At 59.7% G+C, this 23456-nt stretch carries 21 protein-coding genes and 1 tRNA gene; 8 read left to right on the top strand and 14 right to left on the bottom strand.

The window, feature by feature from the left end:
• Positions 1-41 precede the first annotated feature (41 nt).
• The 9 genes from RVM24_RS16735 to def form a co-directional block, all read right to left on the bottom strand.
• Entirely contained in the window at positions 42-2252 is a 2211-nt protein-coding gene (locus RVM24_RS16735; protein WP_106694575.1) for a DNA/RNA helicase domain-containing protein, read from the bottom strand.
• Positions 2249-2569 carry a nucleotide pyrophosphohydrolase gene (locus tag RVM24_RS16740; RefSeq protein WP_286252796.1) on the bottom strand — a complete coding sequence of 107 codons (321 nt, stop codon included), beginning with the start codon at positions 2567-2569 and terminating at the stop codon, positions 2249-2251. The genes RVM24_RS16735 and RVM24_RS16740 overlap by 4 nt, the downstream gene beginning before the upstream one ends.
• Positions 2570-2694: 125 nt before the next feature.
• Positions 2695-2771: transfer RNA gene (locus RVM24_RS16745), tRNA-Pro, on the bottom strand.
• Between the two features lie 87 nt (positions 2772-2858).
• A complete protein-coding gene (gene glyS, locus RVM24_RS16750; RefSeq protein ID WP_286922491.1) occupies positions 2859-4940 on the bottom strand; it encodes a glycine--tRNA ligase subunit beta in 2082 nt (693 codons plus the stop codon).
• The gene (glyQ, locus tag RVM24_RS16755; protein ID WP_058091829.1) at positions 4940-5962 is read right to left on the bottom strand and encodes a glycine--tRNA ligase subunit alpha; all 1023 of its coding nucleotides are present in this window, start codon (positions 5960-5962) and stop codon (positions 4940-4942) included. The genes glyS and glyQ overlap by 1 nt, the downstream gene beginning before the upstream one ends.
• A gap of 135 nt (positions 5963-6097) precedes the next feature.
• Entirely contained in the window at positions 6098-7501 is a 1404-nt protein-coding gene (gene trkA, locus RVM24_RS16760) for a Trk system potassium transporter TrkA (RefSeq protein WP_061331400.1), read from the bottom strand.
• The gene (rsmB, locus tag RVM24_RS16765; protein WP_061331399.1) at positions 7498-8799 is read right to left on the bottom strand and encodes a 16S rRNA (cytosine(967)-C(5))-methyltransferase RsmB; all 1302 of its coding nucleotides are present in this window, start codon (positions 8797-8799) and stop codon (positions 7498-7500) included. Before rsmB ends, trkA begins: the two co-directional genes overlap by 4 nt.
• Before the next feature lie 2 nt (positions 8800-8801).
• A complete protein-coding gene (fmt, locus tag RVM24_RS16770; protein WP_061331398.1) occupies positions 8802-9737 on the bottom strand; it encodes a methionyl-tRNA formyltransferase in 936 nt (311 codons plus the stop codon).
• 80 nt (positions 9738-9817) lie between these two features.
• Positions 9818-10324 (bottom strand): peptide deformylase, encoded by a 507-nt coding sequence (def, locus tag RVM24_RS16775; protein WP_082780516.1) that lies wholly within the window; start codon positions 10322-10324, stop codon positions 9818-9820.
• A 296-nt stretch (positions 10325-10620) separates the two neighbouring features.
• Between def and RVM24_RS16780 the strand changes: the two genes are divergently transcribed.
• From RVM24_RS16780 to RVM24_RS16815, 8 genes are all read left to right on the top strand, one after another.
• Positions 10621-11637 (top strand): LysM peptidoglycan-binding domain-containing protein, encoded by a 1017-nt coding sequence (locus tag RVM24_RS16780; protein ID WP_061331396.1) that lies wholly within the window; start codon positions 10621-10623, stop codon positions 11635-11637.
• An 85-nt stretch (positions 11638-11722) separates the two neighbouring features.
• Positions 11723-12868 carry a DNA-processing protein DprA gene (gene dprA / locus RVM24_RS16785; RefSeq protein ID WP_061331395.1) on the top strand — a complete coding sequence of 382 codons (1146 nt, stop codon included), beginning with the start codon at positions 11723-11725 and terminating at the stop codon, positions 12866-12868.
• 45 nt (positions 12869-12913) lie between these two features.
• A complete protein-coding gene (locus tag RVM24_RS16790; protein WP_058091836.1) occupies positions 12914-13486 on the top strand; it encodes an L-threonylcarbamoyladenylate synthase in 573 nt (190 codons plus the stop codon).
• An 8-nt stretch (positions 13487-13494) separates the two neighbouring features.
• Complete coding sequence (gene hemF, locus RVM24_RS16795) at positions 13495-14424, top strand: oxygen-dependent coproporphyrinogen oxidase (RefSeq protein WP_061331394.1); 930 nt, start codon at positions 13495-13497, stop codon at positions 14422-14424.
• Positions 14414-15241, top strand: coding sequence for a shikimate dehydrogenase (gene aroE / locus RVM24_RS16800; RefSeq protein ID WP_061331393.1), 828 nt, complete (start codon positions 14414-14416; stop codon positions 15239-15241). The genes hemF and aroE overlap by 11 nt, the downstream gene beginning before the upstream one ends.
• A 35-nt stretch (positions 15242-15276) precedes the next feature.
• Positions 15277-16050 carry a motility protein A gene (locus tag RVM24_RS16805; protein ID WP_061331392.1) on the top strand — a complete coding sequence of 258 codons (774 nt, stop codon included), beginning with the start codon at positions 15277-15279 and terminating at the stop codon, positions 16048-16050.
• A 3-nt stretch (positions 16051-16053) separates the two neighbouring features.
• Positions 16054-16887 carry a flagellar motor protein MotB gene (locus tag RVM24_RS16810; RefSeq protein ID WP_058091840.1) on the top strand — a complete coding sequence of 278 codons (834 nt, stop codon included), beginning with the start codon at positions 16054-16056 and terminating at the stop codon, positions 16885-16887.
• Between the two features lie 109 nt (positions 16888-16996).
• A complete protein-coding gene (locus RVM24_RS16815; protein ID WP_058091841.1) occupies positions 16997-17314 on the top strand; it encodes a PA4642 family protein in 318 nt (105 codons plus the stop codon).
• Between the two features lie 20 nt (positions 17315-17334).
• Here the strand turns inward: RVM24_RS16815 and RVM24_RS16820 are convergent, their stop codons facing one another.
• From RVM24_RS16820 to RVM24_RS16840, 5 genes are all read right to left on the bottom strand, one after another.
• Positions 17335-17790 carry an Hsp20/alpha crystallin family protein gene (locus tag RVM24_RS16820; RefSeq protein WP_061331391.1) on the bottom strand — a complete coding sequence of 152 codons (456 nt, stop codon included), beginning with the start codon at positions 17788-17790 and terminating at the stop codon, positions 17335-17337.
• A gap of 155 nt (positions 17791-17945) precedes the next feature.
• Positions 17946-19514 carry a hypothetical protein gene (locus RVM24_RS16825; RefSeq protein ID WP_061331390.1) on the bottom strand — a complete coding sequence of 523 codons (1569 nt, stop codon included), beginning with the start codon at positions 19512-19514 and terminating at the stop codon, positions 17946-17948.
• Positions 19514-21091: a glucan biosynthesis protein gene (locus RVM24_RS16830; RefSeq protein WP_061331389.1), complete on the bottom strand. Its 1578-nt coding sequence runs from the start codon at positions 21089-21091 to the stop codon at positions 19514-19516. The genes RVM24_RS16825 and RVM24_RS16830 overlap by 1 nt, the downstream gene beginning before the upstream one ends.
• Entirely contained in the window at positions 21070-23178 is a 2109-nt protein-coding gene (gene mdoH, locus RVM24_RS16835) for a glucans biosynthesis glucosyltransferase MdoH (RefSeq protein ID WP_286922493.1), read from the bottom strand. The genes RVM24_RS16830 and mdoH overlap by 22 nt, the downstream gene beginning before the upstream one ends.
• On the bottom strand, positions 23171-23416 hold the full coding sequence (locus tag RVM24_RS16840) for a hypothetical protein (RefSeq protein WP_286922494.1): 246 nt from the start codon (positions 23414-23416) through the stop codon (positions 23171-23173). Before RVM24_RS16840 ends, mdoH begins: the two co-directional genes overlap by 8 nt.
• Positions 23417-23456 lie beyond the last annotated feature (40 nt).

The raw sequence follows: 23456 nt of genomic DNA on the forward strand, positions 1-23456 counted from the left end.
ATATGCTGGGTTTGGGTTGTCAAACACCTTTGATCTGTATACTACTCATCAATAACGCCAACAAACTCCCCAACCACTCGATATTGAAGTGCTTCTTCATCTGTCAGGAGAAGGGGTTGAAAACTGTCATCGTAAGAGTTCGGTTTCAGTTGAATATGGGTATGGCGCCAGCCGTATTTGTCTTCATTCTTAAAGCTTTCGTAGACCTTCACCGTGTAGCGTGACTCTGAATCTGCATCAATGCTGTCCATACACTCCACCAGAACCGTTTTTCCGTTTCTGGAACCACCAGGGTCGGTCCGAAACAGGCACAAGGCACCATGGGGAATAACCCGGTTCATGGATTCGCCGAACACCCGGCAGGCGAACATGTCTTTACGCACTCGCACTCCATCGGGCACTCCGACCCAGTCTGGGTGCCTGGTAGGGTCAATGTAGCTGACATCACTGAGTGCTCCGAAATCCCCCGCAGCCGCCTGCAGGTCGAACAGCGGCACGGCATTCACATAAGGTTCCAGCTCCACTACGTGTGTGGCTTCAGGCTGCTCGATATGAGCGGTGTGAACCGGAATGTGCTGCTTCAGATACTCCCGCAGCGCATCGTCACAGGCGTAGACGAAGGTGCCGCGGATGCCGCGCAGCATGATGGTGCGGTAGATGTTGATGATGTATTGCTTCAGTTCCGCCGGGTCTTTGATGCCCTGGCCACCGGTGCGGTCGTGGTAGTTGCCCTTGTCGATGACGATGGACTGGCTGTCCGGGTCATACCGGATCTCCTCTCCGAAGATAATGCCTGCATAGTTCAGGTCATAGCCCTGAGTGGTGTGAATGCAGCCCACTTCCCGGTGTGATCCTTCCTTGTTGATCCAGTCGGTATTGGTGCTGTTCCAGCGTAGCTGAACATCGTCGATCACGATGTCGTAAGCCTCATTATCCTTCTTCGAGGCCCAGGGCCAGGAATAACCGGCGATCAGCCGTGACAGCCCGACCTGTTCCTCTTTTTCGTTGATGGTATGGACCAGGTCTTTGAGGGAGTCGAAGACCTCAAATTCGTAGTTCTTTGCGGAGAACACCACGCCATCATCAACACGGCCGTTCAGTAACTTATCCACAAATTCGACATAGGGTTGCCCGGCCTTTACCCGGAACTGGGACAGCAAGCGATGAGTGACCGAGCCGTTGGCAACTTTCAGGCGCTGGAACACTTCAAGATCGGCATCGGAGGGTTTGATGGACTGGCCCTCGTCGTAGAAGAAGATTGCTTTGCCCGCCTGTTGGCAGACCCAGTCCACTTCGCAGCAGGTATGCTTGTCCATACCCAGCGCGGCACAGGCTTTGTCGAAGCTGCCGAAGTAAGCGCCCAGATTCTTGCGCTTGCGCAAACGGTGAGACTCGTCCACCAGAACAATATCGTAGTGTTGTTTGGTGAGCTCGGACGGGCTGATGACCATGTCAGGGCTGAGCCCGGAGACGTGCCTGAACGCCTTCTTGAGGGTGGTTCGGAAGGAGGTCATCGGCACCACCAGCGCCATTTTCGGTTTGGGCATGACGGCTTTGAGCGACGAGAGCAGAGAGTCGATCTCGGCCTCTTCCTCAGAGAATTCCTTGAGATTGATCTGGTGTGCTTCCGAATGCAGCAGCTTGAACAGAAAGATGGCCAGTACCGATTTGCCGGTTCCGGCTCCCCCTTCCACCACGATGTTCTTCACACCGGGATTGAGCAGCTCATGCATGATGGTGAGCAGGCCCTGGCGCTGATCGAAGGACAGGGATTTGTAGGGGGAGTATTTAAAGACATCGGAGTTATCAAGGTGGTCCAGGGTGCGGGACACAACCCCCTTGGCAATCAACCGGTTCCAGACTTCCCGAAACACCTCTTCATACAGGGCACCGCGCTGGTAATAGTTGTGGTCAGCCAGCCCCAGGTTGCCGTTCAACAGGGTGTACTTGCCATCGGCGGCCATGTACTTGATCAGCAGAGATTCCACATCCAGGGTGGCAGATTTGTTGAAGTACTCGCTGGTAATCAGGTGCACCGCGGTCAGCAGTTGCTTTTCGTCGTGCTTGAGGTGAGTGCTCATGCGGGTGAGCGTGTCGGTGGTTTCGCCGATATAGGCGCGCCGGTGCTTTTCGTCACTGAGTAAGTAGACCAGGGGCCAGTTGCCCGCAGCAAAGGCATTATCGCGCAAGTCGTTCAGGGCGTCCCGGCTGAAGGGGTAGCGCTGAATCTCTACCATCGGTGAATGGCTCATAGCTCCGTGTACTTCTTCGAGGTTCCCCTGGCTTTGCTGACCGGGTATTTCTTTTCGTTCAGGGCAATCTTGTCGAGAACAATCTGTTCTACGTCCAGCTCATAGCTGTCTGCCAGCAGTAGCGCATAGGCAATCACGTCGGCCAGCTCTTCCTTCACTTTGCTGACATCGGCTTGTTCGGGAGATTTCCACAGGAACAGCTCCAGCAGTTCCGAAGCCTCGATACTCAGGGCCAGTGACAGGTCTTTCGGGTTGTGGAATTGTTTCCAGTCTCTGTCATCCCGGAACTGACGTAGCCGGGCGATCGCCTCATTCATCAAAATACCCCTTTAATCATGAGCAGATTTACTAAGGATACAGAAATTCATGGGCTCGGGGTGTAAGAACCCAGAGAAACAGCGTTGGAAAACTAAAACAGGAAAAGACAAAACAGGAGGGAAAATGGTCGGCGTGAGAGGATTCGAACCTCCGACCCCTTCGTCCCGAACGAAGTGCGCTACCAAGCTGCGCTACACGCCGATCAACGGCCGGTATTATACGGATTGCCGGCCGTTTTACTACCCCCGTCCCTGGGGAAATTTATCCGTATAACTGCGGAGCGGTACATCAGCTGGCCGTTGGCAGCAGGGAGATATCGGCCACTCGCAGGAACAGGTTGCGCAGGCGGTTGAGCAGTGCCAGGCGGTTATCGCGCACGGCTTCGTCGTCTGCCATCACCATCACGTCGTCAAAGAAGGTGTCGACCGGCTCACGCAGGCTGGCCAGGGAGGTCAGTGCGCTGGCGTAGTCGCCCTGCTCGAACAGCGGCAGTACTTTCTGCGCCTGCTCTTCTACCTTCGCGGCCAGGGTCTTCTCGGCGGTATCCTGCAGCAGTGCGTTATCCACCGTCTCGCCGATGCTGTCTCCACCCTGCTTGGTGAGGATGTTGGACACCCGCTTGTTGGCGCCGGCCAGGGCCAGGGCTTCTGGCAGCTGGCGGAAGGCTTCTACGGCCTTCACCCTGCGGTCGAAGTCCAGCGGGCGGGTTGGGCGGCGGGCGTGTACGGCCAGGTACACTTCGGCGCCGATGCCCTGCTCGTCGTAGTGGGCACGGAAGCGCTCGAGCATGTAGTCCACCACGGTGCTGGCGGTATTCTTCTCTGTCAGCACGGTGAAGTTTTGTTCGGCCCACTCACACACGGTTTGCAGGTCCAGGGGCAGCTGGCGTTCGATGATGATCCGCAACACGCCCAATGACGCACGGCGCAGGGCGAACGGGTCACGGGTACCGGAGGGCGGTTGGTTGATGCCGAACAGACCCACCAGGGAATCAATGCGGTCGGCGATGGCCACGGCGCAGCCGGTCAGGGTGGTGGGCAGGTCGTCGCCGGCAAAGCGCGGCATGTACTGCTCGTTCAGGGCCTTGGCCACGTCGGCATGTTCGTCATCATTGGTGGCGTAGTACTGGCCCATGATGCCCTGAAGATCCGTGAACTCCAGCACCATCTCGGTGACCAGGTCGGTCTTGGCCAGCATGGCCGCGCGCTGGGCCAGGGCCGGGTCGCTGTTGATGGCCTCGGCGATCTTCTTCGCCAATGCAGCCACCCGCACGGATTTGTCGTAAAGGCTGCCGAGTTTGTCCTGGAACACGATGGGCTTGAGGGCCTCGATGCGGTCCTCCAGTTTGGTCTTGCGGTCCGTCTCGTAGAAGAACGCGGCGTCGGACAGGCGCGGGCGAATCACCTTCTCGTTTCCGGAGATCACCTGGGCCGGGTCTTTGCTTTCCAGGTTGGCCACGGTGATGAACAGCGGCAGCATGTTGTCGCTGGCATCCACCACGTGGAAGTATTTCTGGTGCTCCTTCATGGAGGAAATCAGCGCCTCAGCGGGCACGTCCAGGAAGCGCTCCTCGAAGCGGCCCATCAGTGGCACCGGCCATTCGTTCAAGGCGGTGACTTCGTCCAGCAGGTCTTCGTCGATCACGGCTTTGCCGCTGGCTTCTTTCTCTGCCAGTTGGGCAACGCCCTGGCGGATCTGTTCGCGGCGTTCGGCGAAGTCGGCCAGCACGTAGCCTTCCTGCTTCAGTACCACTTCGTAATCGGCCGGGGTCGGTACAATCAGCTCTTTCGGGCAATGGAAGCGGTGGCCACGGGTTTTGTTGCCGGGCTTCAGGTTCATTACCGGGGTGTCGATCACTTTGTTGCCGAACAGCAGGATCAGCCAGTGTACCGGGCGCACGAATTCGGTTTTGTGGGCGCCCCAGCGCATGCGCTTGGGAATCGGCAGCGCCGCCAGGGATTTCTCCACCAGCTCGGGCATCAGCTCAACGGTTGGCTTGCCCTGCTCCACGGTGCGGTACACCAGCCAGGCGCCCTTGTCGGTTTCCAGGGTGTCGAGCTGGTCCGGGGTGATGCCCAGTGAGGTGGCAAAGCCGGTCAGGGCCCGGGTGGGGTTGCCGGCGTCATCAAAGGCGGCTTTCACCGCCGGGCCACGCTTCTCTACCGGCTTGTCTGGCTGGGCATCGGCCAGGTCGCGAATGCGCACAGCCAGGCGACGGGGGGCGGCAAAGGCTTCGACCTTGCCGAAGGCCACGCCCGCCTCTTCCAGGCCTTTGACAATGCCCTGGGTGAAGGCGTCAGACAGCGGTTTGAGGGCTTTCGGAGGCAGCTCTTCGGTGCCCAGTTCGACCAGAAAATCCTGTGTTGCCATTATGCGTTCCCCTGTTCCTGCGGTGCCTTGTTGGCTTTCTTGCCCTTCTTGTTGGCTTTGGCGTCAGCAGCCTCGGCGGCGGCCAGCACTTCCTTGCGAAGATGCTCGGGTGCCAGCGGGAAGCCAAGTTTGCGACGGCTCTCGAAGTAGGCCTGGGCAACGGAGCGAGCCAGGGTACGTACACGCAGGATGAAACGCTGGCGCTCGGTCACGGAAATGGCGTGGCGGGCGTCCAGCAGGTTAAAGGTGTGAGAGGCCTTGAGTACCTGTTCGTAGGCAGGCAGTGGCAGGCCGGCTTCGATCAGGCGGGCGCTTTCCCGCTCGTACACGTCGAAGCTGTGGAACAGGAATTCGGTGTCGGCGTGTTCGAAGTTGTAGGTGGATTGCTCCACCTCATTCTGATGGAACACGTCGCCGTAGGTGACCACGCCGTCCGGGCCTTTGGTCCACACCAGGTCGTACACGCTGTCCACGCCTTGCAAGTACATGGCGATACGCTCAAGCCCGTAGGTCAGCTCGCCGGTGACCGGGTAGCATTCCAGGCCGCCGACTTGCTGGAAGTAAGTGAACTGGGTCACTTCCATGCCGTTCAGCCAGATTTCCCAACCCAGCCCCCAGGCACCGAGCGTGGGGGATTCCCAGTTGTCCTCGACAAAGCGGATGTCGTGTACCAGCGGGTCCAGGCCCAGGGCGCGCAGGGAATCCAGGTACAGCTCCTGGATGTTGTCCGGTGACGGTTTCAGAACCACCTGGAACTGATAGTAGTGCTGCAGGCGGTTCGGGTTCTCGCCGTAGCGTCCGTCTGTGGGTCGGCGGCTGGGCTGGACGTAGGCGGAGTTCCAGGTTTCCGGGCCGATGGAACGCAGGAAGGTGGCCGGGTGAAAAGTACCGGCGCCCACTTCCATGTCCAGGGGCTGGAGAACCACGCAGCCGTGCTGCGCCCAGAAATTCTGCAGTGCCAGGATCAGACCCTGGAAGGTCTTGATGTCCGGCGCGGAGTTGTTGGTTGCCTTGTCTGTCACGACGTTTGCCTGCTGGTCAGTCTGTGTGTGGCGCCCCGGTTTGCGGGGCACTCCGAAATTTGAAAACGCGCATTATACGCTGGCTGGCGTTGCATTTCTAAGTGCCAGCCAGGGTGTTGTTTTGCTTGAGATCAATCAGAAGAAGGTGAGGCCCACCTGGAACAGCTTTTCCACGTCCCGGATCCGGGTTTTGTCCACCAGGAACAGGATCACGTGGTCATCGGGCTGCACTCGAATATGGTCGTGGGCAATCAGTACCTCGTTGTGGCGAACGATGGCGCCGATGGTGGTGCCTGGTGGCAGATTGATTTCGTCCAGGCGCTTGCCGACCACCTTGGATGACCGGTGATCACCATGGGCGATGGCCTCAATGGCTTCCGCAGCGCCCCGACGCAGTGAGTGAACGTTCACCACATCGCCCCGGCGCACGTGGGTGAGCAGGCTGCCGATGGTGGTCTGCTGGGGCGAGATGGCGACATCGATATCACCGCCCTGAATCAGGTCGACGTAGTCCGGGTTGTTGATCAGGGTCAGCACCTTGCGGGCACCCAGTCGCTTGGCGAGCAGGGACGCCATGATGTTGGCTTCGTCGTCGTTAGTCACGGCGCAGAACACATCGGTGTTTTCGATGTTCTCTTCCAGCAGGATGTCCTTGTCGGCGGCGTTGCCTTCCAGCACCACGGTTTTGCGTAAACGTTCGGACAACATCACGCAGCGGTCATGGTCACGCTCAAGAATCTTCACCTGGTATCGGCTTTCCAGGGTATTGGCCAGCCGGTAACCAATGTTGCCGCCACCGCAGATAAAAATGCGTTTGTAGGGCTTGGACAGGGGTTGAAGCTCGCTCATGACCGAGCGAATGTGATCGGAGGCGGCAATAAAGAACACCTCGTCGCCGTCTTCGATGACGGTGTCGCCCTGGGGCATGATGGCCCGATCTTTGCGGAAAATCGCGGCCACCCGGGTATCGATCTTGGGCATGTGGGTGCGCAGGTAGGACAGCTCATGGCCGACCAGTGGCCCGCCTTTGGTCGCCCGTATGGCCACCAGCCTGACCAGGCCCTTGGAGAACTCGAGCACCTGCAGGGTGCCCGGGTACTCGATCAGCCGGGTAATATGTTTGGTGACCAGGTGTTCAGGGCTGATCAGTACGTCGATGGGAAAGCCCCGGAGGCTGTCCAGGTCTTTGTCCATGTCACGACGGTAGAACAGCTCGGATTTGGCCAGATAGGCGTTTGCCCGCACCCGGCAGATCGTGGTGGGTGTCTTGTACAACAGCTTGGACACCTGGCAGGCCACCATGTTGGTTTCGTCGCTGTTGGTTACGGCGATCACCATGTCGGCGTCTTCGGCGCCGGCCTGGCGCAGTACCGTGGGGTAGGAGGCGCGGCCGTGCATGGTGCGGATGTCCAGCCGGTCCTGAAGCTCACGAAGGCGGGCGCTGTCGCTGTCGATCACCGTGATGTCGTTGGCTTCATTGGCGAGGTTTTCCGCCAGGGTGCCGCCTACCTGGCCCGCACCGAGTATCAGGATTTTCATAGTTCAGGTTTCTCCAGCACGGCATAGAAAAAGCCGTCGTGGCTGTCCGGGTCTGGCAGCAATTGGCGCCCGGTGGTCATATCCCTGCCCCAGTCCGCGTCGATGCTGATCAGCTTTGCCTGAGTCTGTTGTTTCAGGAATCGCTGGATTATACGGTGGTTCTCTTGAGGAAACACCGAGCAGGTGGCGTACACCAGCCTGCCACCGGGTTTCAGGATAGACCACATGGCGTCCAGCAGGCCAAGCTGGATGCTGGCCAACGGTACGATGTCGGATTCGCGGCGCAGCAGCTTGATGTCCGGGTGCCGGCGGATCACGCCGGTGGCGCTGCAGGGTACGTCCAGCAGGATGCGGTCAAACGGGTTGCCATCCCACCAGCTGTCGATATCGGCGGCGTCGGCCTGTGTCAGGGTGGCGTGCAGGTCGAGCCGGTCCAGGTTCTCCTGCACCCGGGGCAGGCGCTCGGCGGATTCGTCGATGGCAATCACTTCGTCCAGTTCGCCACAGGCCTCCAGAATGGCGCAGGTTTTGCCGCCGGGAGCTGCGCAGGCGTCCAGTACACGTTGGCCTGGTTGCAGGTCCAGCAGAGTGGTGCACAGTTGCGCGGCTTCGTCCTGAACGCTGGCGCCGCCGTCTTCAAACCAGGGCAGACGTTCTACCGGCACCGGGCGATCCAGTTGGATGCCGTGGGGGGCGAAACGGGTAGGTTTGGCCTCGATACCTGCCTCAGACAGTAGCTTCAGGTACTCATCACGGCTGAAACGCAGCGCGTTTACCCGCAGGGTCATGGGCGCCTGGGTGTTGTTGGCGCCAAGAATGGCCTGCCAGTCTTCCGGCCAGTTGTGGCGCAGCTTTTCCACCATCCACACCGGATGGCTGTAGCGGCTGCTGTCGTCTTTCGGCTCCGGCGCACCTTCCCTTTCCGCAGCCCGCAACACGCCGTTGACCAGGCCGGTGAGGTGCGGTTTGTCCAGCGCCCGGCAGGCTTCCACGGTTTCGTTCAGCACGGCGTAGGTGGCCTGTTCACTGAACCGCAGTTGGAACAGGGCCACCAGCATCAGGTGATGAACAACGCGGTCCGGTTTGCGCAGGGGCTTTTTCAGGCGCTGGTTCAGCTCACCCTCAAGCCGGTGAAACCAGCGGCAGGTGCCGTAGCAGATCGCTTGTAGCTGCGGCCGTTGTTCCGGGGGTAACTGGTTCAGGGCTGGCGGCAGGCATTGGGTCAATGACTGGCCGCTTTCCACTGCCAGCAACACATTGGCAGCGACGGCACGGAATGGCAGGGGCTGGTAGGCCATGGTCAGTTCAGCTCCTGGCCGGGCAGCAGCACCTGCTTGCCGCCGTTGATCAGGTCGCTGATGCTCTGGGCTTTGCTGCCGGGTAACTGCACCGAGGTAATCTTCAGGGTACCGGTGCCGCAGGCGACGTCAACGCCTTCTCTCTCGCGACTGATCACGGTGCCTGGCTCCTTGTCACTGCTATGCTCCAGTGCGGTGGCGTGATGAAGGCGGATGCGTTGTTCGCCGAGATCGGTAAAGGTGCCGGGCCAGGGGTTAAAGGCACGAATCAAGCGTTCGATCTCGATGGCGCTGCGGGACCAGTCGATGTGGCCTTCTTCCTTGGACAGTTTGTGGGCGTAGTTGGCGTCGGCATCATTCTGTGGCTCAGGGGCCAGTTCGCTGTTTGCCAGTTGCACCAGGGCTTCCACAATCGCTTTGCCGCCCATGTCCGCCAGGCGGTCATGCAGGCTGCCGCCGGTGTCGTCGGCGTGGATCGGGGTGCTGGTTTTCAACAGCATATCGCCTGTATCCAGGCCTTCGTCCATCTGCATGATGGTAATGCCGGTTTCGGCATCGCCGGCGGCAATAGACCGTTGAATTGGAGCGGCACCGCGCCACCGTGGCAGTAAGGAGGCATGGATGTTCAGGCAGCCGTGGGTGGGGATATCCAGCACGGCTTTGGGCAGGATCAGGCCGTAAGCGGCCACAATCATCACATCTGGCTTTAACGCAGCCAGTTCCCGCTGGGCGTCTTCCGGTTTCAGGCTGACCGGTTGGAATACAGGAATGCCGGCGTCCAGGGCGACCTGTTTGACCGGGCTGGGCATCAGTTTGCGGCCCCGGCCGGCGGGGCGGTCTGGCTGGCTGTACACGCCCACCAGGTTATAGCCGGCTTCCAGAAGGGCTTTCAGGGCAGTGGCGGCAAAATCCGGCGTTCCGGCAAAAACAATGCGCACGGTGGTTGCTTCTCTGTGTCGTTGATACGAAAAAACCGGGTCGTAACCCGGTCTGAATTCGGTTCTGTGCTGTTGGCGCCTCAGGCGCTTTGCTTGTGGAGCTTTTCCAGCTTCTTGCGAATGCGGTTACGCTTGAGCGAGCTGAGGTAATCCACGAACAGCTTGCCGTTCAGGTGGTCCATTTCATGCTGGATGCACACCGCCAGCAGGCCGGTAGCCTCGAGCACGAATTCTTCGCCGTTACGGTCTTTGGCGGTAATCCGGCAGTGCTCGATGCGCTTTACGTCTTCATAAAAGCCGGGTACCGACAGGCAGCCTTCCTGCATGGCTTCCAGTTCGCCATCCAGTACTTCCACTTTCGGGTTGATGAACACCCGGGGCTCGCTCTTGTCTTCCGACAGGTCCATCACGATGATCTGTTTGTGCACGTTGACCTGAGTAGCCGCCAGGCCAATGCCGGGGGCATCGTACATGGTCTCGAACATGTCGTCGATCAGCTTGCGGATGTCGTCGGTCACCTCGTCCACCGGCTTGGCGATGGTGCGAAGGCGCGGGTCCGGGTACTCAAGAATCTCTAAAATCATAATGCTTTGGCTTCTCTGAAATGCGACGGCGGTCTGCGCAAATTTTCTCCACGAATCTATGATGGGGAGAACGTAATGGCTCTATTATCCGATAAATTGTCGATTGAGTACAAACTGATCAGTTAATAGTTAAAATCTTTCAGCCATACTGAAGAATTTACTGGAAGAACAAAAGATAACATCACAAATACCCGAACATCTTCTATAGTAACGGGAATAACAACGTAATAAGCTGCGGGGATACCGCTGCGACGTTACCCAACGCAAAGATTCAAGGCACGCGATCAAGGATATAGACAATGAGGAAATTGTTGTACGCTCTGGCAGCGACGGCGCTGCTGTTTACCTCCTGGGCCCAGGCACAACCCGAGCTCAGGTCTGATCATCCTGAGCGTTACACTGTCGTCAAAGGGGACACCCTCTGGGACATTTCAGCGCGATTCCTGAACAACCCCTGGTACTGGCCGGAAATCTGGCACGTTAATCCGCAGGTTGCCAACCCCCACCTGATTTACCCGGGTGATCGCCTGGCGCTGGTGTACATCGATGGCAAGCCCCGTATTACCAAGGTGTCTACCAGCGATGTCGTCAAGCTGTCACCGCAAATCCGTTCCGAAGCGATCGATACCCCGATTCCAGCCATCCCGCTGGATGCCATCAGCAGCTTCCTGACCGACACCCGCATTGTCTCTCCGGCTGAAATCAACGGCGCACCTTACGTGCTGGAAGGCGAAGATGGTCGCATCATCACCGGTGCCGGTGACCGGGTTTATGCCCGTGGCCAGAAGCCGGCTGACCGGGTTGGCGTTTTCCGTCGCAGCAAGGAATTTGTGGATCCTGAAACCGGTGAATTCCTGGGGCTGGAAGCGCGCAGCATCGCCAAGGGTAACATTACCGCGGAAAACGGTGATGTACTGACCATGACCCTGACCCGTTCCAGCGAGGAAGTGCGCATCGGTGACCGCCTGCTGGTCAACGAAGATCGTCGCCTGACCACGAACTTCGTGCCCAGCTCTCCGGACGAGGAGATTGAGGGCCGGATGATTTCCGTGGATGGTGGTGTTAACCAGATCGGTCAGTACAACGTGGTGGCCATCAACCGCGGCGAACGTGAGGGCTTGATGCCGGGCCACGTGCTGGCAGTTATGAAGAGCGGTAACCTGGTCCGTGACCCGGTCACCGGTGAAACCATTGAGCTGCCGTCCGAGCGGGCTGGCCTGCTGATGGTGTTCCAGTCTTACGAAAAGATGAGCTATGGCCTGATTCTTCAGGCGACTCGCCCGCTGGCGGTGGGTGATCGGGTCAAGAACCCCTGATCACCCCTGCATGGGCTTGTCTGTAATGAGGTAGAATGGCCGGGCCGGAGCGCCCGGCCATTGTCGTTTTCAAGGATGAAAAAAGATGTCTGTACGTAACTGTCTGGATTCGGCCAGCGACCGCTGGCTCCTGTTGTCTCTACTGCCCCGGTTTGGCCTTCGCCTGCGTGAGCGGGTACTCGCCAACACCGACCAGCTGACTGATATCCTCGAAATGAACGCCGCCACCCTGAAAGCCCTGGGGTTGGCCACCGATGCCATCGATGCGGTGATGGCCTGGCAGGCTGACGATGCCGGCCACCCAGTGTTGGTGGAGGCAGACCGGATACGCTCGGCCTGCCGGGCGTCCGGAATTTTCCTGATGGGGTATGGTGAAGCCGGATATCCGGATGCACTCAGGCATATTCATAACGCCCCGTTGTTGCTGTACGGTCGGGGTGATCCCGACTTACTACACAAGGACCAGCTTGGCGTTGTCGGCAGTCGCAATGCCACCCGGGCTGGCCTGGAGCACGCCCGGCAGTTTGCCGCCGAACTGAGCCGGCGCGGGCTTCTGATCACCAGTGGCCTTGCCCTGGGGATTGACGGTGCCGCCCATGCCGGCGCCCTGGATGCCGGTTTTCCGACCATTGCCGTGGTGGGCTGCGGTCTCGACAGGTTGTATCCCGCACAACACCGAAAGCTGGCGGGGCGCATCATTGAGCAGGGGCTTATTGTCTCGGAATACCCGCCCGGAACACAGGCACGGGCCGCCCACTTTCCGCAACGGAACCGGATTATCAGTGGCCTGAGCCGTGGCGTGCTGGTGGTTGAGGCCAGCCTGCGCAGTGGCTCGCTGATCACCGCGAGAACCGCGCTGGAACAGGGGCGCGAGGTGTTCGCCATTCCCGGCTCGGTGCACAGCCCGGTGGCTCGGGGTTGTCACCAGTTGATCAAACAGGGCGCAAGGCTGGTGGAGACCGCTGATGACGTTCTGGAGGAACTGGGCACCTGGTGGTCGATGCAGCCCGCATCGGAATGTGATCAAACCGGCCCTGCAGAGCGGGATTTGTCCGGGTTGGACAGTCGGGAAATCGCGGTGCTTGAGGCTTTGGGGTATGATCCACAATCTACCGATGCACTGAGCCAGGCCACGGGCCTGCCAGCCGATCAGCTGATGCAGTCTTTGTTGCTGCTGGAGCTGGAAGGGCTGGCTAATTCCGCTCCCGGTGGTTATCTCCGGGCGGGCTGACGGTGCATTATTTGGGTTCGACCAACCGGATAGTACAATTTCGTTATGTCAGCGACGTCTCCCCTGCATTCATGGCAGCTCCATTGTGCCCGCCGCACCGTTCTGGCCGGCGGCGTTATTGCCTATCCCACCGAGGCCGTCTGGGGGCTGGGATGTGATCCCTGGAACCGCGAGGCGGTTGAGCGCATCCTCGAATTAAAGCAGCGCCCGATGCACAAGGGCATGATTCTGGTGGCTGCGTCTATTGATCAGGTGCGCTTTCTGCTGGACCCTTTGCCCCGGGTGCTGCAATGGGAAGCCGAGCAGCACTGGCCGGGCCCAATCACCTGCCTGGTACCGGATGTGCTCGAGCAGGTACCGGACTGGGTGCGCGGCAAGCACCGCACCATTGCGGTTCGTGTCAGTGACCATCCGGTTGTTCAGGCTCTGTGTAATGCCACCGGTATGCCGCTGGTGTCCACGTCCTGCAACCCCGCTGGCCGGGCGCCGGCCCGCAGCATCTGGCACGTACGCCGTTACTTCGGTGATGAGCTGGACCGCATTGTGCCCGGAGCACTGGGTGGCAACCGCAAGCCCAGCCGAATCATCGATATTGTCACTGGAAAACAGTTTCGCTAGGAGAGTGCATGTCACAGCAGCCGGATACCCAAGCCGTCAAAGACTATCTGATTGGGCTTCAGGAACGCATCTGTCAGCGGCTTGAGGCGGTCGATGGCGGGGCAACGTTTATCCGTGACAGCTGGCAGCGACCGGAAGGCGGTGGCGGTATCAGCCGGGTGATCAGCGGTGGCAAGGTGATCGAGAAGGGGGGTGTGAATTTCTCCCATGTGATGGGCGACACCATGCCGGCTTCCGCCACCGCGCATCGGCCCCAGCTGGCCGGGGCACCCTGGCAGGCCATGGGCGTGTCACTGGTGATCCATCCGGAAAACCCCTACGTGCCGACCTCGCACGCCAATGTGAGATTCTTCATCGCCACGCCAAAAGATGCCGAGCCGGTGTACTGGTTTGGCGGTGGCTATGACCTGACGCCCTACTACGGCAACGAGGAAGACTGCGTGCACTGGCACCAGACCGCCCGCAACGCCTGTGCCCCGTTTGGTGATGACGTTTACCCCCGGTTCAAGCAATGGTGTGACGACTATTTTTATCTGAAACACCGACAGGAGCCCCGGGGTGTGGGTGGATTGTTCTTTGACGATCTCAATACCGGTGATTTTGCCCGGGACTTTGCCTTTATGCAGGCGGTAGGCGACAGTTACATAGAAGCCTACGAGCCGATTGTGCGGCGCCGGATGGCCCAGCCCTGGGGCGAGCGGGAACGGGAATTCCAACTATACCGCCGCGGTCGGTATGTGGAGTTCAACCTCGTATATGACCGGGGCACCCTGTTTGGCCTGCAGTCTGGTGGTCGCACGGAGTCCATTCTGATGTCACTGCCGCCGCTGGTGCGCTGGGATTATGACCGGCAGCCGGAGCCCGGCAGCGAAGAAGCCAGGCTGACAGACTACTTCCTGACGGGCCATAACTGGCTGGAGGGCGCCAATGACCAATGAACTCTACGCGGTGGTGGGTAACCCCATCAGCCATAGCAAGTCGCCCAGGATTCACAGCCTGTTTGCCTGCCAGACTGGCGAACCGGTGGAGTACACCGCCATTCAGGCTCCGATTGATGAGTTTTCCGGCACCGTGCGGCATTTTTTTGAACGGGGCGGTAAGGGCCTGAATGTAACGGTGCCCTTCAAGGAGCAGGCCTGGACCCTGGCGGACCACCGGACGCCTCGGGCAGAGAAAGCCGGTGCCGCCAATACCCTTTACCTGGATCAAGAAAACGAGCTGGTGGCCGATAATACAGATGGCGTCGGTATAGTCCGTGATCTGCAGAACAATCACGGGGTGGCGCTGAAAGGCTTGAAGGTACTGGTACTTGGCGCTGGCGGTGCCGTTCGGGGCGTCATTGGCCCGATACTGGCCGAACAGCCGGCAGCGCTCACCATCGCCAACCGGACGGTGGCCAAGGCGGAGGCACTGGTCAGGCTGTTTGCGAAAGAAGCCGGCACAACGGTGTTGAGTGCCTGTGGATTCGAGGCACCGGATCAACCGTTTGACCTGATCATCAATGGCACCAGCGCCAGCCTGCAGGGAGACTTGCCCCCGGTGTCTGCAAATGTGATCGGGCCGGCTACGGTGGTGTACGACATGATGTATTCTCTGCAGACCACCACCTTCAATCAGTGGGCCCTGGATAACGGTGCCCGTCGGGTGCATGACGGCCTGGGAATGCTGGTGGAACAGGCCGCAGAATCGTTTTTTGTGTGGCGGGGTGTGCGTCCGGAAACCGCGCCGGTGATTGAAGAATTGCGAACCGATTGAGGCCGCGGGTTCCGGCCGTTTCATAAGGGTTGTTCATGGACATTCTCACGCTTGTCGGATTGCTTGCCGGAATCCTGATTGTTGTCCTGGCGATGCTGGCCAACGCCACGGTCATCACCTTCCTGAATCTGCCCGGACTGGCGATTGTTCTGGGTGGCACCTTCGCAGTGACACTGATCAAGTTCCGAATGCCCTCGGTAGTCAGCGCCTTCCGGTTGGCTTTTCGTTCGGCTTTTACTGACCGGTTGCCCCGTCCGGCGGAACTGATCCGGGAAGTGGGTGTACTGGCTCGGGTGGTTCGCAAAGAGGGCATCCTGGGCCTGGAAAACCACGAAACCGACGATGAATTTCTGCAAAAAGCCATCAACCTGTGTGTAGATGGCCACCCGCCGGAATTGGTGGAGGAAGCCCTGCTTCAGGAAACCCAGCAAACCGCAGAGCGCTATGAAGTGGCTGAGCGAGTGTTTCGGGGTATTGGTGAATCCGCGCCGGCCATCGGTATGCTGGGTACGCTGGTGGGGCTGGTGCAGATGCTGAACACTCTGGATGACCCTTCGTCCATTGGCCCGGCCATGGCCATTGCCCTGCTGACCACACTCTACGGCGCCTTTATTGCCCAGCTCATTGCCTTGCCCCTGGCCGATAAACTGCAACTCAAGGCGGAAGACGATTCCCGCAACCAGATGCTCATTATCACCTCCATCAAGAGCATCATGCGTGGCGAGAACCCCCGGGTTATGACGGAGCTGCTGTCGTCTTACGTAACACCAGAGCACCGGACCAACCTGGAACCGGAGCGGGAGGCCTGAGGTTTGCAACCGGCGCGGCCACTGAAAAAAAACGCACTCAAAAAGCGTACGCCCGACTGGATTGTCACCTTCGCGGATCTGGCAACCCTGTTGCTGACGTTTTTTATCCTGCTGTTGTCGTTCGCCGAGATGGATATCGAGAAGTACCGGGCCATGGCGAACTCCATGTCCCTGGCGTTTGGCTCCAGCAATGTGGTGGCCGAGGACATCGGCGGTACACCTCTGACCCTGATTGAAGCCGATACCGTATCGCTGCCGGAGCCTTCTGAAAACCTGCAGGATCAGCCGGAGTTCATTGACGAGCGAACCGAGCGCTCGGAAACCCGACAGATTCCCGGTGGTGTCCTGGACTTGGCCAGCCGGTTGATCCAGGAGCTGGAAACCGAAGTTGCCTCCGATACCTTGCACATCAATTACGATGAAGACCAGGTGGTTATCCGTTTCTCCGAAGAAGCCACCTTTCGTTCTGGCGATGCCGCCATCATGCCGGGTATGATTCCGATCATCGAACGGGTGGTTACCGTGCTGTCGGCCTGTACCGGGGATGTGGTGGTGTCTGGCCACACCGACGATGTGCCCATATCCAGCAGCGTGTATCGCTCAAACTGGGATTTGTCTGCTGCCCGGGCGGTATCTGTCGTCCACGAACTGGTGCTGAACCGCCAGGTACCGGCTGAGCGGGTTGTGGCGGCCGGCCGTGCCGAAACCCGGCCGTTGGTGGCCAATGATAGCGCGGAGAACCGGGCGGTGAACCGGCGGGTTGAAATATCGGTTCGTAATCCCGAGTGTGACGATGCCGTGCCCACCCGCGACTTGCCTGTGGAAATCATCCCCTGAACGCTTATAGCCTGAGTGCAGATTCTCATAGTGCATTTATATAAGTGATGCAGATTCAAAGCCTTATACTGTGCCGCTCAAACCTTGGCAGATAACGGGAGTTTTCAGCATGAGCGGACCAGATAAACCGAAGGTTATTGGAGAAGAGTGGAGTGACGAGCGGGTTAAAAGCTTTCTCGATCTGTCACCCTGGGACAAGAACCTGAACCCGGATCATTTCGTGCTGATTCGCGCCTATGAGTCCATGCGGGCAGGTGATTTCGAACGGTTTTTGGCGTTCTTTGTGGAAGCCGGACGCGATCTAAACGCCGAAGATGAGCACGGCCAGACCATCCTGGACCGGGTGTCACAGCACCGTCGCAGCAGCGACTACGCCCGGGCTCTGGAAAAAGCCGGCGCAAAACAAAAGGCAACGGCCGGGAACTGAGCCCCGGCCCGAACATCGCCTTACTGCACTTCTACTTCGATGGCTTTGGGCTCTTTGGGTTCGGCCTTTTGGATGCTCAAAGTCAGCAGGCCGTCCTTGAAGTTGGCTTTCACACTGTTCTCGTCCACATTGTCCGGCAACGTGAACCGGCGCAGGAAGCTACCGTAGACCCGCTCGATGCGGTGGTGCTTCTTGTCACTGGTCTCTTCCTCGTGCTTGCGCTCGCCCTGAATGGTGAGCACGCCATCGTGCACTGTCACCTTCACATCGTCCTTGTTCATGCCGGGTAATTCGGCTTCCACAGTGAAGGCTTCGGCCGTTTCCTTGATATCCACAGCCGGGGCCCAGTCGCTGCGACTGAACAGGTCTTTACCTTCCCGTTCGCCATTGGTGCGTGCGAGCCCGAACACCCGGTTGTAGCGGTTCATCATGTCTTCGAATTCGCCGATCGGATTCCAGCGGGTCAGATTGCTCATAGGGAACTCCTCCTTTAACGATGTCGAACCTGAGATTTTCATCAGCTTCGCTCGCGGAACAGCTCCATACCGGTGGCGCCAGCCGGATGGACTCCGTGAACTTCTGCTATTCACGAATATAGGATCGCCCGGTTTGTTTTCAAGCACCCCTCTGTTTACTTTTTGACCTGCATCAAGGGCCTTGAGGGTTCGCCAAACTGCGCGAGCAGAAATGCCCGAAATCGGCTCATGGGGGCGCCATCGGTGTGCTCATCCGGCAGGGTACCTGGCCGGAATCCTGGCAGGTCTCCGTTCAGAAAAGGCTTTACCAGTGTCGGGTTGCGGCTGATCACATGGATGATCACATCTCTGCTGGCATCGTCTCCAGTGATCAGTGGCGCCGGCTGGTGATCACCCAGTATGAACAGCAGTGACCCGTCAGTGAGATAGCGAGCCGCGTAGTCTCCGGCAACGGCCAGGGCGTAATCGATGGCCTGAATATAATGTTCCCGAACCCGCTCCGGATCCCGCCAGAGCGAGGCGGGCGCCTCGCCAGCGCCTTCCCATTGCTGGAAAATCTGGCCATCTCCAATGCTGTCCCAATCGTCCAGCACTGGCAGTATCGGCACCCAGGGAGCGTGGCTGCTGATCAGTGCCAGCTCCGCGAACACCGGGGACGGCGTTGCCTGTCGCAGCTGTTCGAACCGGTGCCAGGTATACTGATCGGGCATGGTGACCCAGTTGAACGCTGGCCCCTGGTAACCGAGCGCGTCTTGATCATAAATGCGGTGGTAGCCAAATAGCTGACCTTCCGGCCATTCCCGGGTGATGGCGGGCATCACCGCCATGGTCTGATGCCCGGTCACCCGGAAATCATCGATCAACGTGGCGTAGTTGCTGCTCAGCAGCGCTTCATAGGCAATCTGGGTGTTGATCCACTGCCCACTGAGCACCGAGAGATGGCCGAGCCAGGATTGCCCGCCCTGGATGGGTGCTTTCAGGCGGCCGGTGGCGACGGTCAGGCCGGCACTATCCAGCTGTTCGGCCAAGGTGGCCAGCCTGGGGCCCAATACCGGCCGGTAACGTTCATCGGTAAGCCCGGAGATGCCGTAGGATTCCACGAAGGCCAATACCACATCGGTATTGGCCAGGCCCGGCAGTGCGCGCGGTTGCCGGCTGGCGGTTGGTTGTTGTTCCAGGCCGGCACGAAAAGCCGAGGTGGCCTGATGCGTGTGTTTGATCAACGATCCCTGATTGGCGACGAAGGCCAGGGCCGGGCTCCCTACCCAAGGGGTCAGTATGGCCAGCGTGAGCAATGCCGTGGCGCTGAGCCCCAGGGCCCGCCCCCGTAACGGCAGCGTTCGGGCGAGGTGCAGTCCGAGCCGGCGAAACACCCAGGCCACGAGCGCCGCCGTCAGGATCAGCGCGACCACAACCAGTACGGCCCCCGGGATACCCAGGTTGGTGCGGAGCAGATGCCAGGCGGCATCCAGCAAGCTCACTTCCAGATACAGATTCAGGCCCCGCCCCAGGCTCTGACGGACCAGCGCATCGGCCGCAATCAGCCAGACCATCAGGGCGTAAATGCCTGAAAACAGCATCGCCAGTCGGTCACGTTGGTTGGGTAGTTGGTGTAACAGCCACCAGATAATCAGGGCTTCCAGCGCCAGCCAGGGCGCCGGGCCCGGAAGTGCCAGGGCGGGTAGCAGCAACAGCCCGTTAAGCAATACAAAGGCGGCCAGCATCAAAGCGATCGGGCCTCTGGCGGCGGTGGCGCGTACTGGTACAGCCAGGTTTCAGTCAGTGCCTGGGAGCCTATTCTCAGGTAAAGGCGCAGGTCTATCGGGCTGGTGTCATCATCCGGAATTAGATCAAACATGGCGCGGAAGCCGTTGATGGCGTGCAGCGGCCTGGCCGATACCAGTTCTACTTTGCCCCGGCTGGCACTCACGACTGCCTCGACCCCGGCATGACGGTCCATCATTGAAAGGCTCCCGCCGGTAAAGTCCACCGCAAAGCGCCGGGAAAAGTAGGTTCGGGGCTGGCCAATAACACCTCCAATACCGGTGCGCGTGGCGACCACCGCGCCAAGCTCCGGATTTTGATCCGGCATGGTTTCGCCCCAGGTGAGGCGGTACCCTATGGGATAGGCTTCTCCGGGCCGCCAGGACTCCTTCGGATTCCAGAAGGCCACGATGTTGTCAAAGGTTTCATCGAGCGTCGGGATCTCCACCAGCATCACGGCGCCCTCGCCCCAGTTACCTCGGGGGGTTACCCAAAGACTGGGCCGCAATTCGTAAAACACACCGTCATCCTGGTAGTTGCTGAAATCCCGATCCCGTTGAAGCAGGCCAAAGCCCCGGGGTTGGTTATCGATAAAATGGCTGACCGTCACCTGCTCCGGGTTGGTCAGCGGGCGCCAGATGCGCTCACCGTCGCCGGTCCAGATGGCCAGGCCATCGGAATCGTGGATTTCCGGGCGCCAGTCATTGGCCATGCGCCGATCATTCTCACCGGTCTGGTACATGCTGGTGAGCGGCGCAAGCCCGAAGCGTGTCAGCTCCCTGCGCGGGTACAGGGTGGCCTCCACGTCCATGTTCAGGTTGGCACCGGGATGAATCACAAACCGGTAGGCGCCGGTCACACTCGGCGAATCCAGCAGGGCATGGACCGTCAGTGACAGGTCGCCTGCGCCGGGGCGCTCCAGCCAGAAGGTGGTGAAGCGAGGAAACTCCTCTGGCTGCGGCAGCCCGGTATTGATCGCCAGGCCCCGGGCAGACAAGCCGTATTGGCGGGACTCGCCTACTGCCCGGAAATAGCTAGCTCCCAGGAATGCGGCGATGTCTCGGCTGAAGTCCTGGTGAAAATGCACGCGGAATCCGGCATAGCCGAGGCTGTCTGGCAGGTCATCAAACGCGTCGTTGTCGCCATAGTCGAAGTTTTCGTTCCGGTAGGGCAAGGCGTGGGCCCTGCCATTGACCACTTCGTAGAAGTGCACGGGCTCCTGGAAGTAGAGGCCCAAATGAAAGAACTGGAGCTGAAAGGCGCTGTCTCGTTCCCGCCAAAGTGCCTGTTCTGGCCGGTAGCGTATGGCTTGATATTGGTCCCAATTGAGGGATTGCAGGCTTGGCGGCAGGGGGCTCTGGGGGGCGCGATAAGGTTGGGCCGCCAATATCCGGGCGTGTTCCCGGAGCCAACGGGCACTAAAAACCTGCCCGTCGGAGCCGGCAACGCTGGCCAGTACTCGCCCGGTGCCGGACAGGGCAAGGGGGGCACCAGCGGCCAGTGCCAGTCCGAATTTCAGGAGGCGACGCCGATCCATGGGGAGTGCTCCGGTTGGTTTCTGTGGGTGTGAGTAGCGGTTTGTATCGGGCTCAGGTTCAGGCTCAGTCGGGCAAGTGCCCTACCCCAAGGTGAGTCGGGCTCAGACTGCCAAGCCTTGAGATGCAGAGATTGCATGGCTTTAGGGTGGTCGCAGAGCAGGCTGATCTGGCTGCTGGTGAGTGCGTCGGGGCCTTGTGCTGCACACTGGTTGACCAGGGCATTCAACACCCGTTGCTTGCTCCCCCCGGAGGGGCCGGGTTGGCGTTGCCGCCAACAGTGGTAACGGGGAGATAGCACTGTCTGTTCGAACCAGCTCAGTGATGGCAGGCGATTGTTCTGCGGGTGGTCCATCGAAGCGCGAGCGATGACTGGCACAGGGGATGCCTGTTCGGGAATGACCATTTGTTGGCCGGTGCGCTTGCCCGCTAGCCACACCGTGAGTAACGGCGCAATCAGCACCGGAATCGTGACCGGCAGGGCCCAGAGCGTCAGGTTCGGGCTGAACCACTGGATCAAAATCAGTACGCCGGCGCACACCAGTGCGGGCCGGGCAAAGTGCTGAAGCGCTTCCTCCAGCCCACCGGCACCGGTTCGATTCTGCCCCTGCCAACGCAAGCTGCTATTCACGACTGCACCGGCGACATGGCCGCTATGGGCGATCATTCGGATGGGTGCCAGTATCAGTGATATCAGGGTTTCAATGACCGTGCTGGCTGCCATCCGCCACCGGCCACCAAACAGCCTCTCGCGCCGGGCAAGGCACTGGTCTACCAGTGCCAGAATCCGCGGGCCCAGCAGCGTTGTTACGGTGAGCCCGATCAGGCAGGCACCAGCCAGGTTCCAGCCTGTGGACGACACCCCGATCAGCCCGGGCAACGGTTGGCTAACCGGTGTTCCCGCCATGGCGAGGTAGCCAGACAAGGCAAGAAACGCCAACCACAGGGGTGAGGCCAGATAAGCCAGAATGCCGGTGAGTAGCGCCAGGCGGTGGGCAAAACGCAGCTTGGTCATCGTGAGCAAGGGGACCAGGTGCTGCAGGTTGCCCCGGCACCAGCGACGGTCGCGAATCAGGTCGTCTCCGAGGGTGGGCGGTGATTCCTCATAGCTGCCGGCGATGGCCGGTTCCAGCCACACCTCGAAACCGGCGCGGCCCATAAGCGCAGATTCGAGATAGTCGTGACTCAATATCGGGCCACGAAAAAGCCCCCAACCCCGTAACTTTCGCAAACCGCAGTGGGCCATGAACGGTGCTACCCGGATAATGGCATTGTGGCCCCAGTAATTGGCATCACCCAGTTGAATGGCTGCCAGGCCGGCACTGTGGATTCGGCCATAGCACCGATTGGCGAACTGTTGCAGCCGGGCAAAGCGGGTATCTGCCCGTACCAGCCTGGGTGCGGTCTGGATAATGCCGGCCCGGGGACGCTGTTCCATCAACTGAACGAGTTTTTCAATCGCTGAGGCTGTGAGCAGGCTGTCGGCGTCCAGCACCACCATGTAACGGTATCGGGCACCCCATCGTCGGAGGAAATCGGCGATGTTGCCGCTTTTAAAGTTCAGGTTCACTCGCCGGCGGCGGTAAAAAAGCCGGTTGCCGGCAGCCATACCGGCGCTCAATTCAGCGCAGGTTGCCTGCTCCTCAAGCCAGACTTCCGGGTCCTGACTGTCGGACAACACATAGACATCAAGTTGGTTGTGCCAGCCCTTGTCTTCAAGCTCTTGATACACAGCCTGAAGATTACCGAGGGAACGTTGCACCGGTTCGTGACAGACTGGCATCACCAACGCCAGCCGGCCTTTGAACGACCCGGCGCCCGCACACCCTGAGAACCGGCGGCTGAGGCTGTGGGGATCGCCCCCGCGCCTGAGCATTGCAAAGCCGAACACCGCGGTCCAGAACCCGAGGCCTATCCAGGTAAACAGAATGGAAAACAGAACAACCAACAGTACCGCGGGCCACCCCTGTTGGGTCATGGACAGGCTATGGGAAAGCAGCCAAACGCCGAAAGTTGTCTGCCCCAGCACCAGCAGTGCGAGCAAAGCGCGCCGCTTGTAGGCGACAGTCTGCCAACGGTGTTCAGTCACCCTGGTACCCGATCCGGCTGCGGGTAAGTTTCGGCGGGGTAGCCTGGTGCTGGTCAGTGTCTGTCGAAAGAGAACGCTGAATGGCAGGCAGAACATGGCTCAGCTTTGCATTGCCTGCCCCGTAACAGTACCGGTCAACCACGTGTTGCAGGCGGGACAGAGCAACGGGGCAGGCGTCGTGCCGTACGGCACGAAGATACAACAATGCACGTTGATGGGTGGTGTCTGTCAGATCCACGGTTGTCTCCCGGCTTGTAACGGCTCGGAAACATACGGAA

The sequence above is a fragment of the Marinobacter sp. KM021 genome (assembly GCF_050707965.1).
GTDB lineage: Bacteria > Pseudomonadota > Gammaproteobacteria > Pseudomonadales > Oleiphilaceae > Marinobacter > Marinobacter shengliensis.

What these genes read in the sequence shown, in the direction of transcription:
- RVM24_RS16735 (WP_106694575.1), bottom strand. Translation starts at nt 2,252, where the DNA reads ATGAGCCATTCACCGATGGTAGAGATTCAGCGCTACCCCTTCAGCCGG.
- RVM24_RS16740 (WP_286252796.1), bottom strand. Translation starts at nt 2,569, where the DNA reads ATGAATGAGGCGATCGCCCGGCTACGTCAGTTCCGGGATGACAGAGAC.
- glyS (WP_286922491.1), bottom strand. Translation starts at nt 4,940, where the DNA reads ATGGCAACACAGGATTTTCTGGTCGAACTGGGCACCGAAGAGCTGCCT.
- trkA (WP_061331400.1), bottom strand. Translation starts at nt 7,501, where the DNA reads ATGAAAATCCTGATACTCGGTGCGGGCCAGGTAGGCGGCACCCTGGCG.
- rsmB (WP_061331399.1), bottom strand. Translation starts at nt 8,799, where the DNA reads ATGGCCTACCAGCCCCTGCCATTCCGTGCCGTCGCTGCCAATGTGTTG.
- RVM24_RS16780 (WP_061331396.1), top strand. Translation starts at nt 10,621, where the DNA reads ATGAGGAAATTGTTGTACGCTCTGGCAGCGACGGCGCTGCTGTTTACC.
- dprA (WP_061331395.1), top strand. Translation starts at nt 11,723, where the DNA reads ATGTCTGTACGTAACTGTCTGGATTCGGCCAGCGACCGCTGGCTCCTG.
- RVM24_RS16790 (WP_058091836.1), top strand. Translation starts at nt 12,914, where the DNA reads ATGTCAGCGACGTCTCCCCTGCATTCATGGCAGCTCCATTGTGCCCGC.
- hemF (WP_061331394.1), top strand. Translation starts at nt 13,495, where the DNA reads ATGTCACAGCAGCCGGATACCCAAGCCGTCAAAGACTATCTGATTGGG.
- aroE (WP_061331393.1), top strand. Translation starts at nt 14,414, where the DNA reads ATGACCAATGAACTCTACGCGGTGGTGGGTAACCCCATCAGCCATAGC.
- RVM24_RS16805 (WP_061331392.1), top strand. Translation starts at nt 15,277, where the DNA reads ATGGACATTCTCACGCTTGTCGGATTGCTTGCCGGAATCCTGATTGTT.
- RVM24_RS16815 (WP_058091841.1), top strand. Translation starts at nt 16,997, where the DNA reads ATGAGCGGACCAGATAAACCGAAGGTTATTGGAGAAGAGTGGAGTGAC.
- RVM24_RS16820 (WP_061331391.1), bottom strand. Translation starts at nt 17,790, where the DNA reads ATGAGCAATCTGACCCGCTGGAATCCGATCGGCGAATTCGAAGACATG.
- RVM24_RS16825 (WP_061331390.1), bottom strand. Translation starts at nt 19,514, where the DNA reads ATGCTGGCCGCCTTTGTATTGCTTAACGGGCTGTTGCTGCTACCCGCC.
- RVM24_RS16830 (WP_061331389.1), bottom strand. Translation starts at nt 21,091, where the DNA reads ATGGATCGGCGTCGCCTCCTGAAATTCGGACTGGCACTGGCCGCTGGT.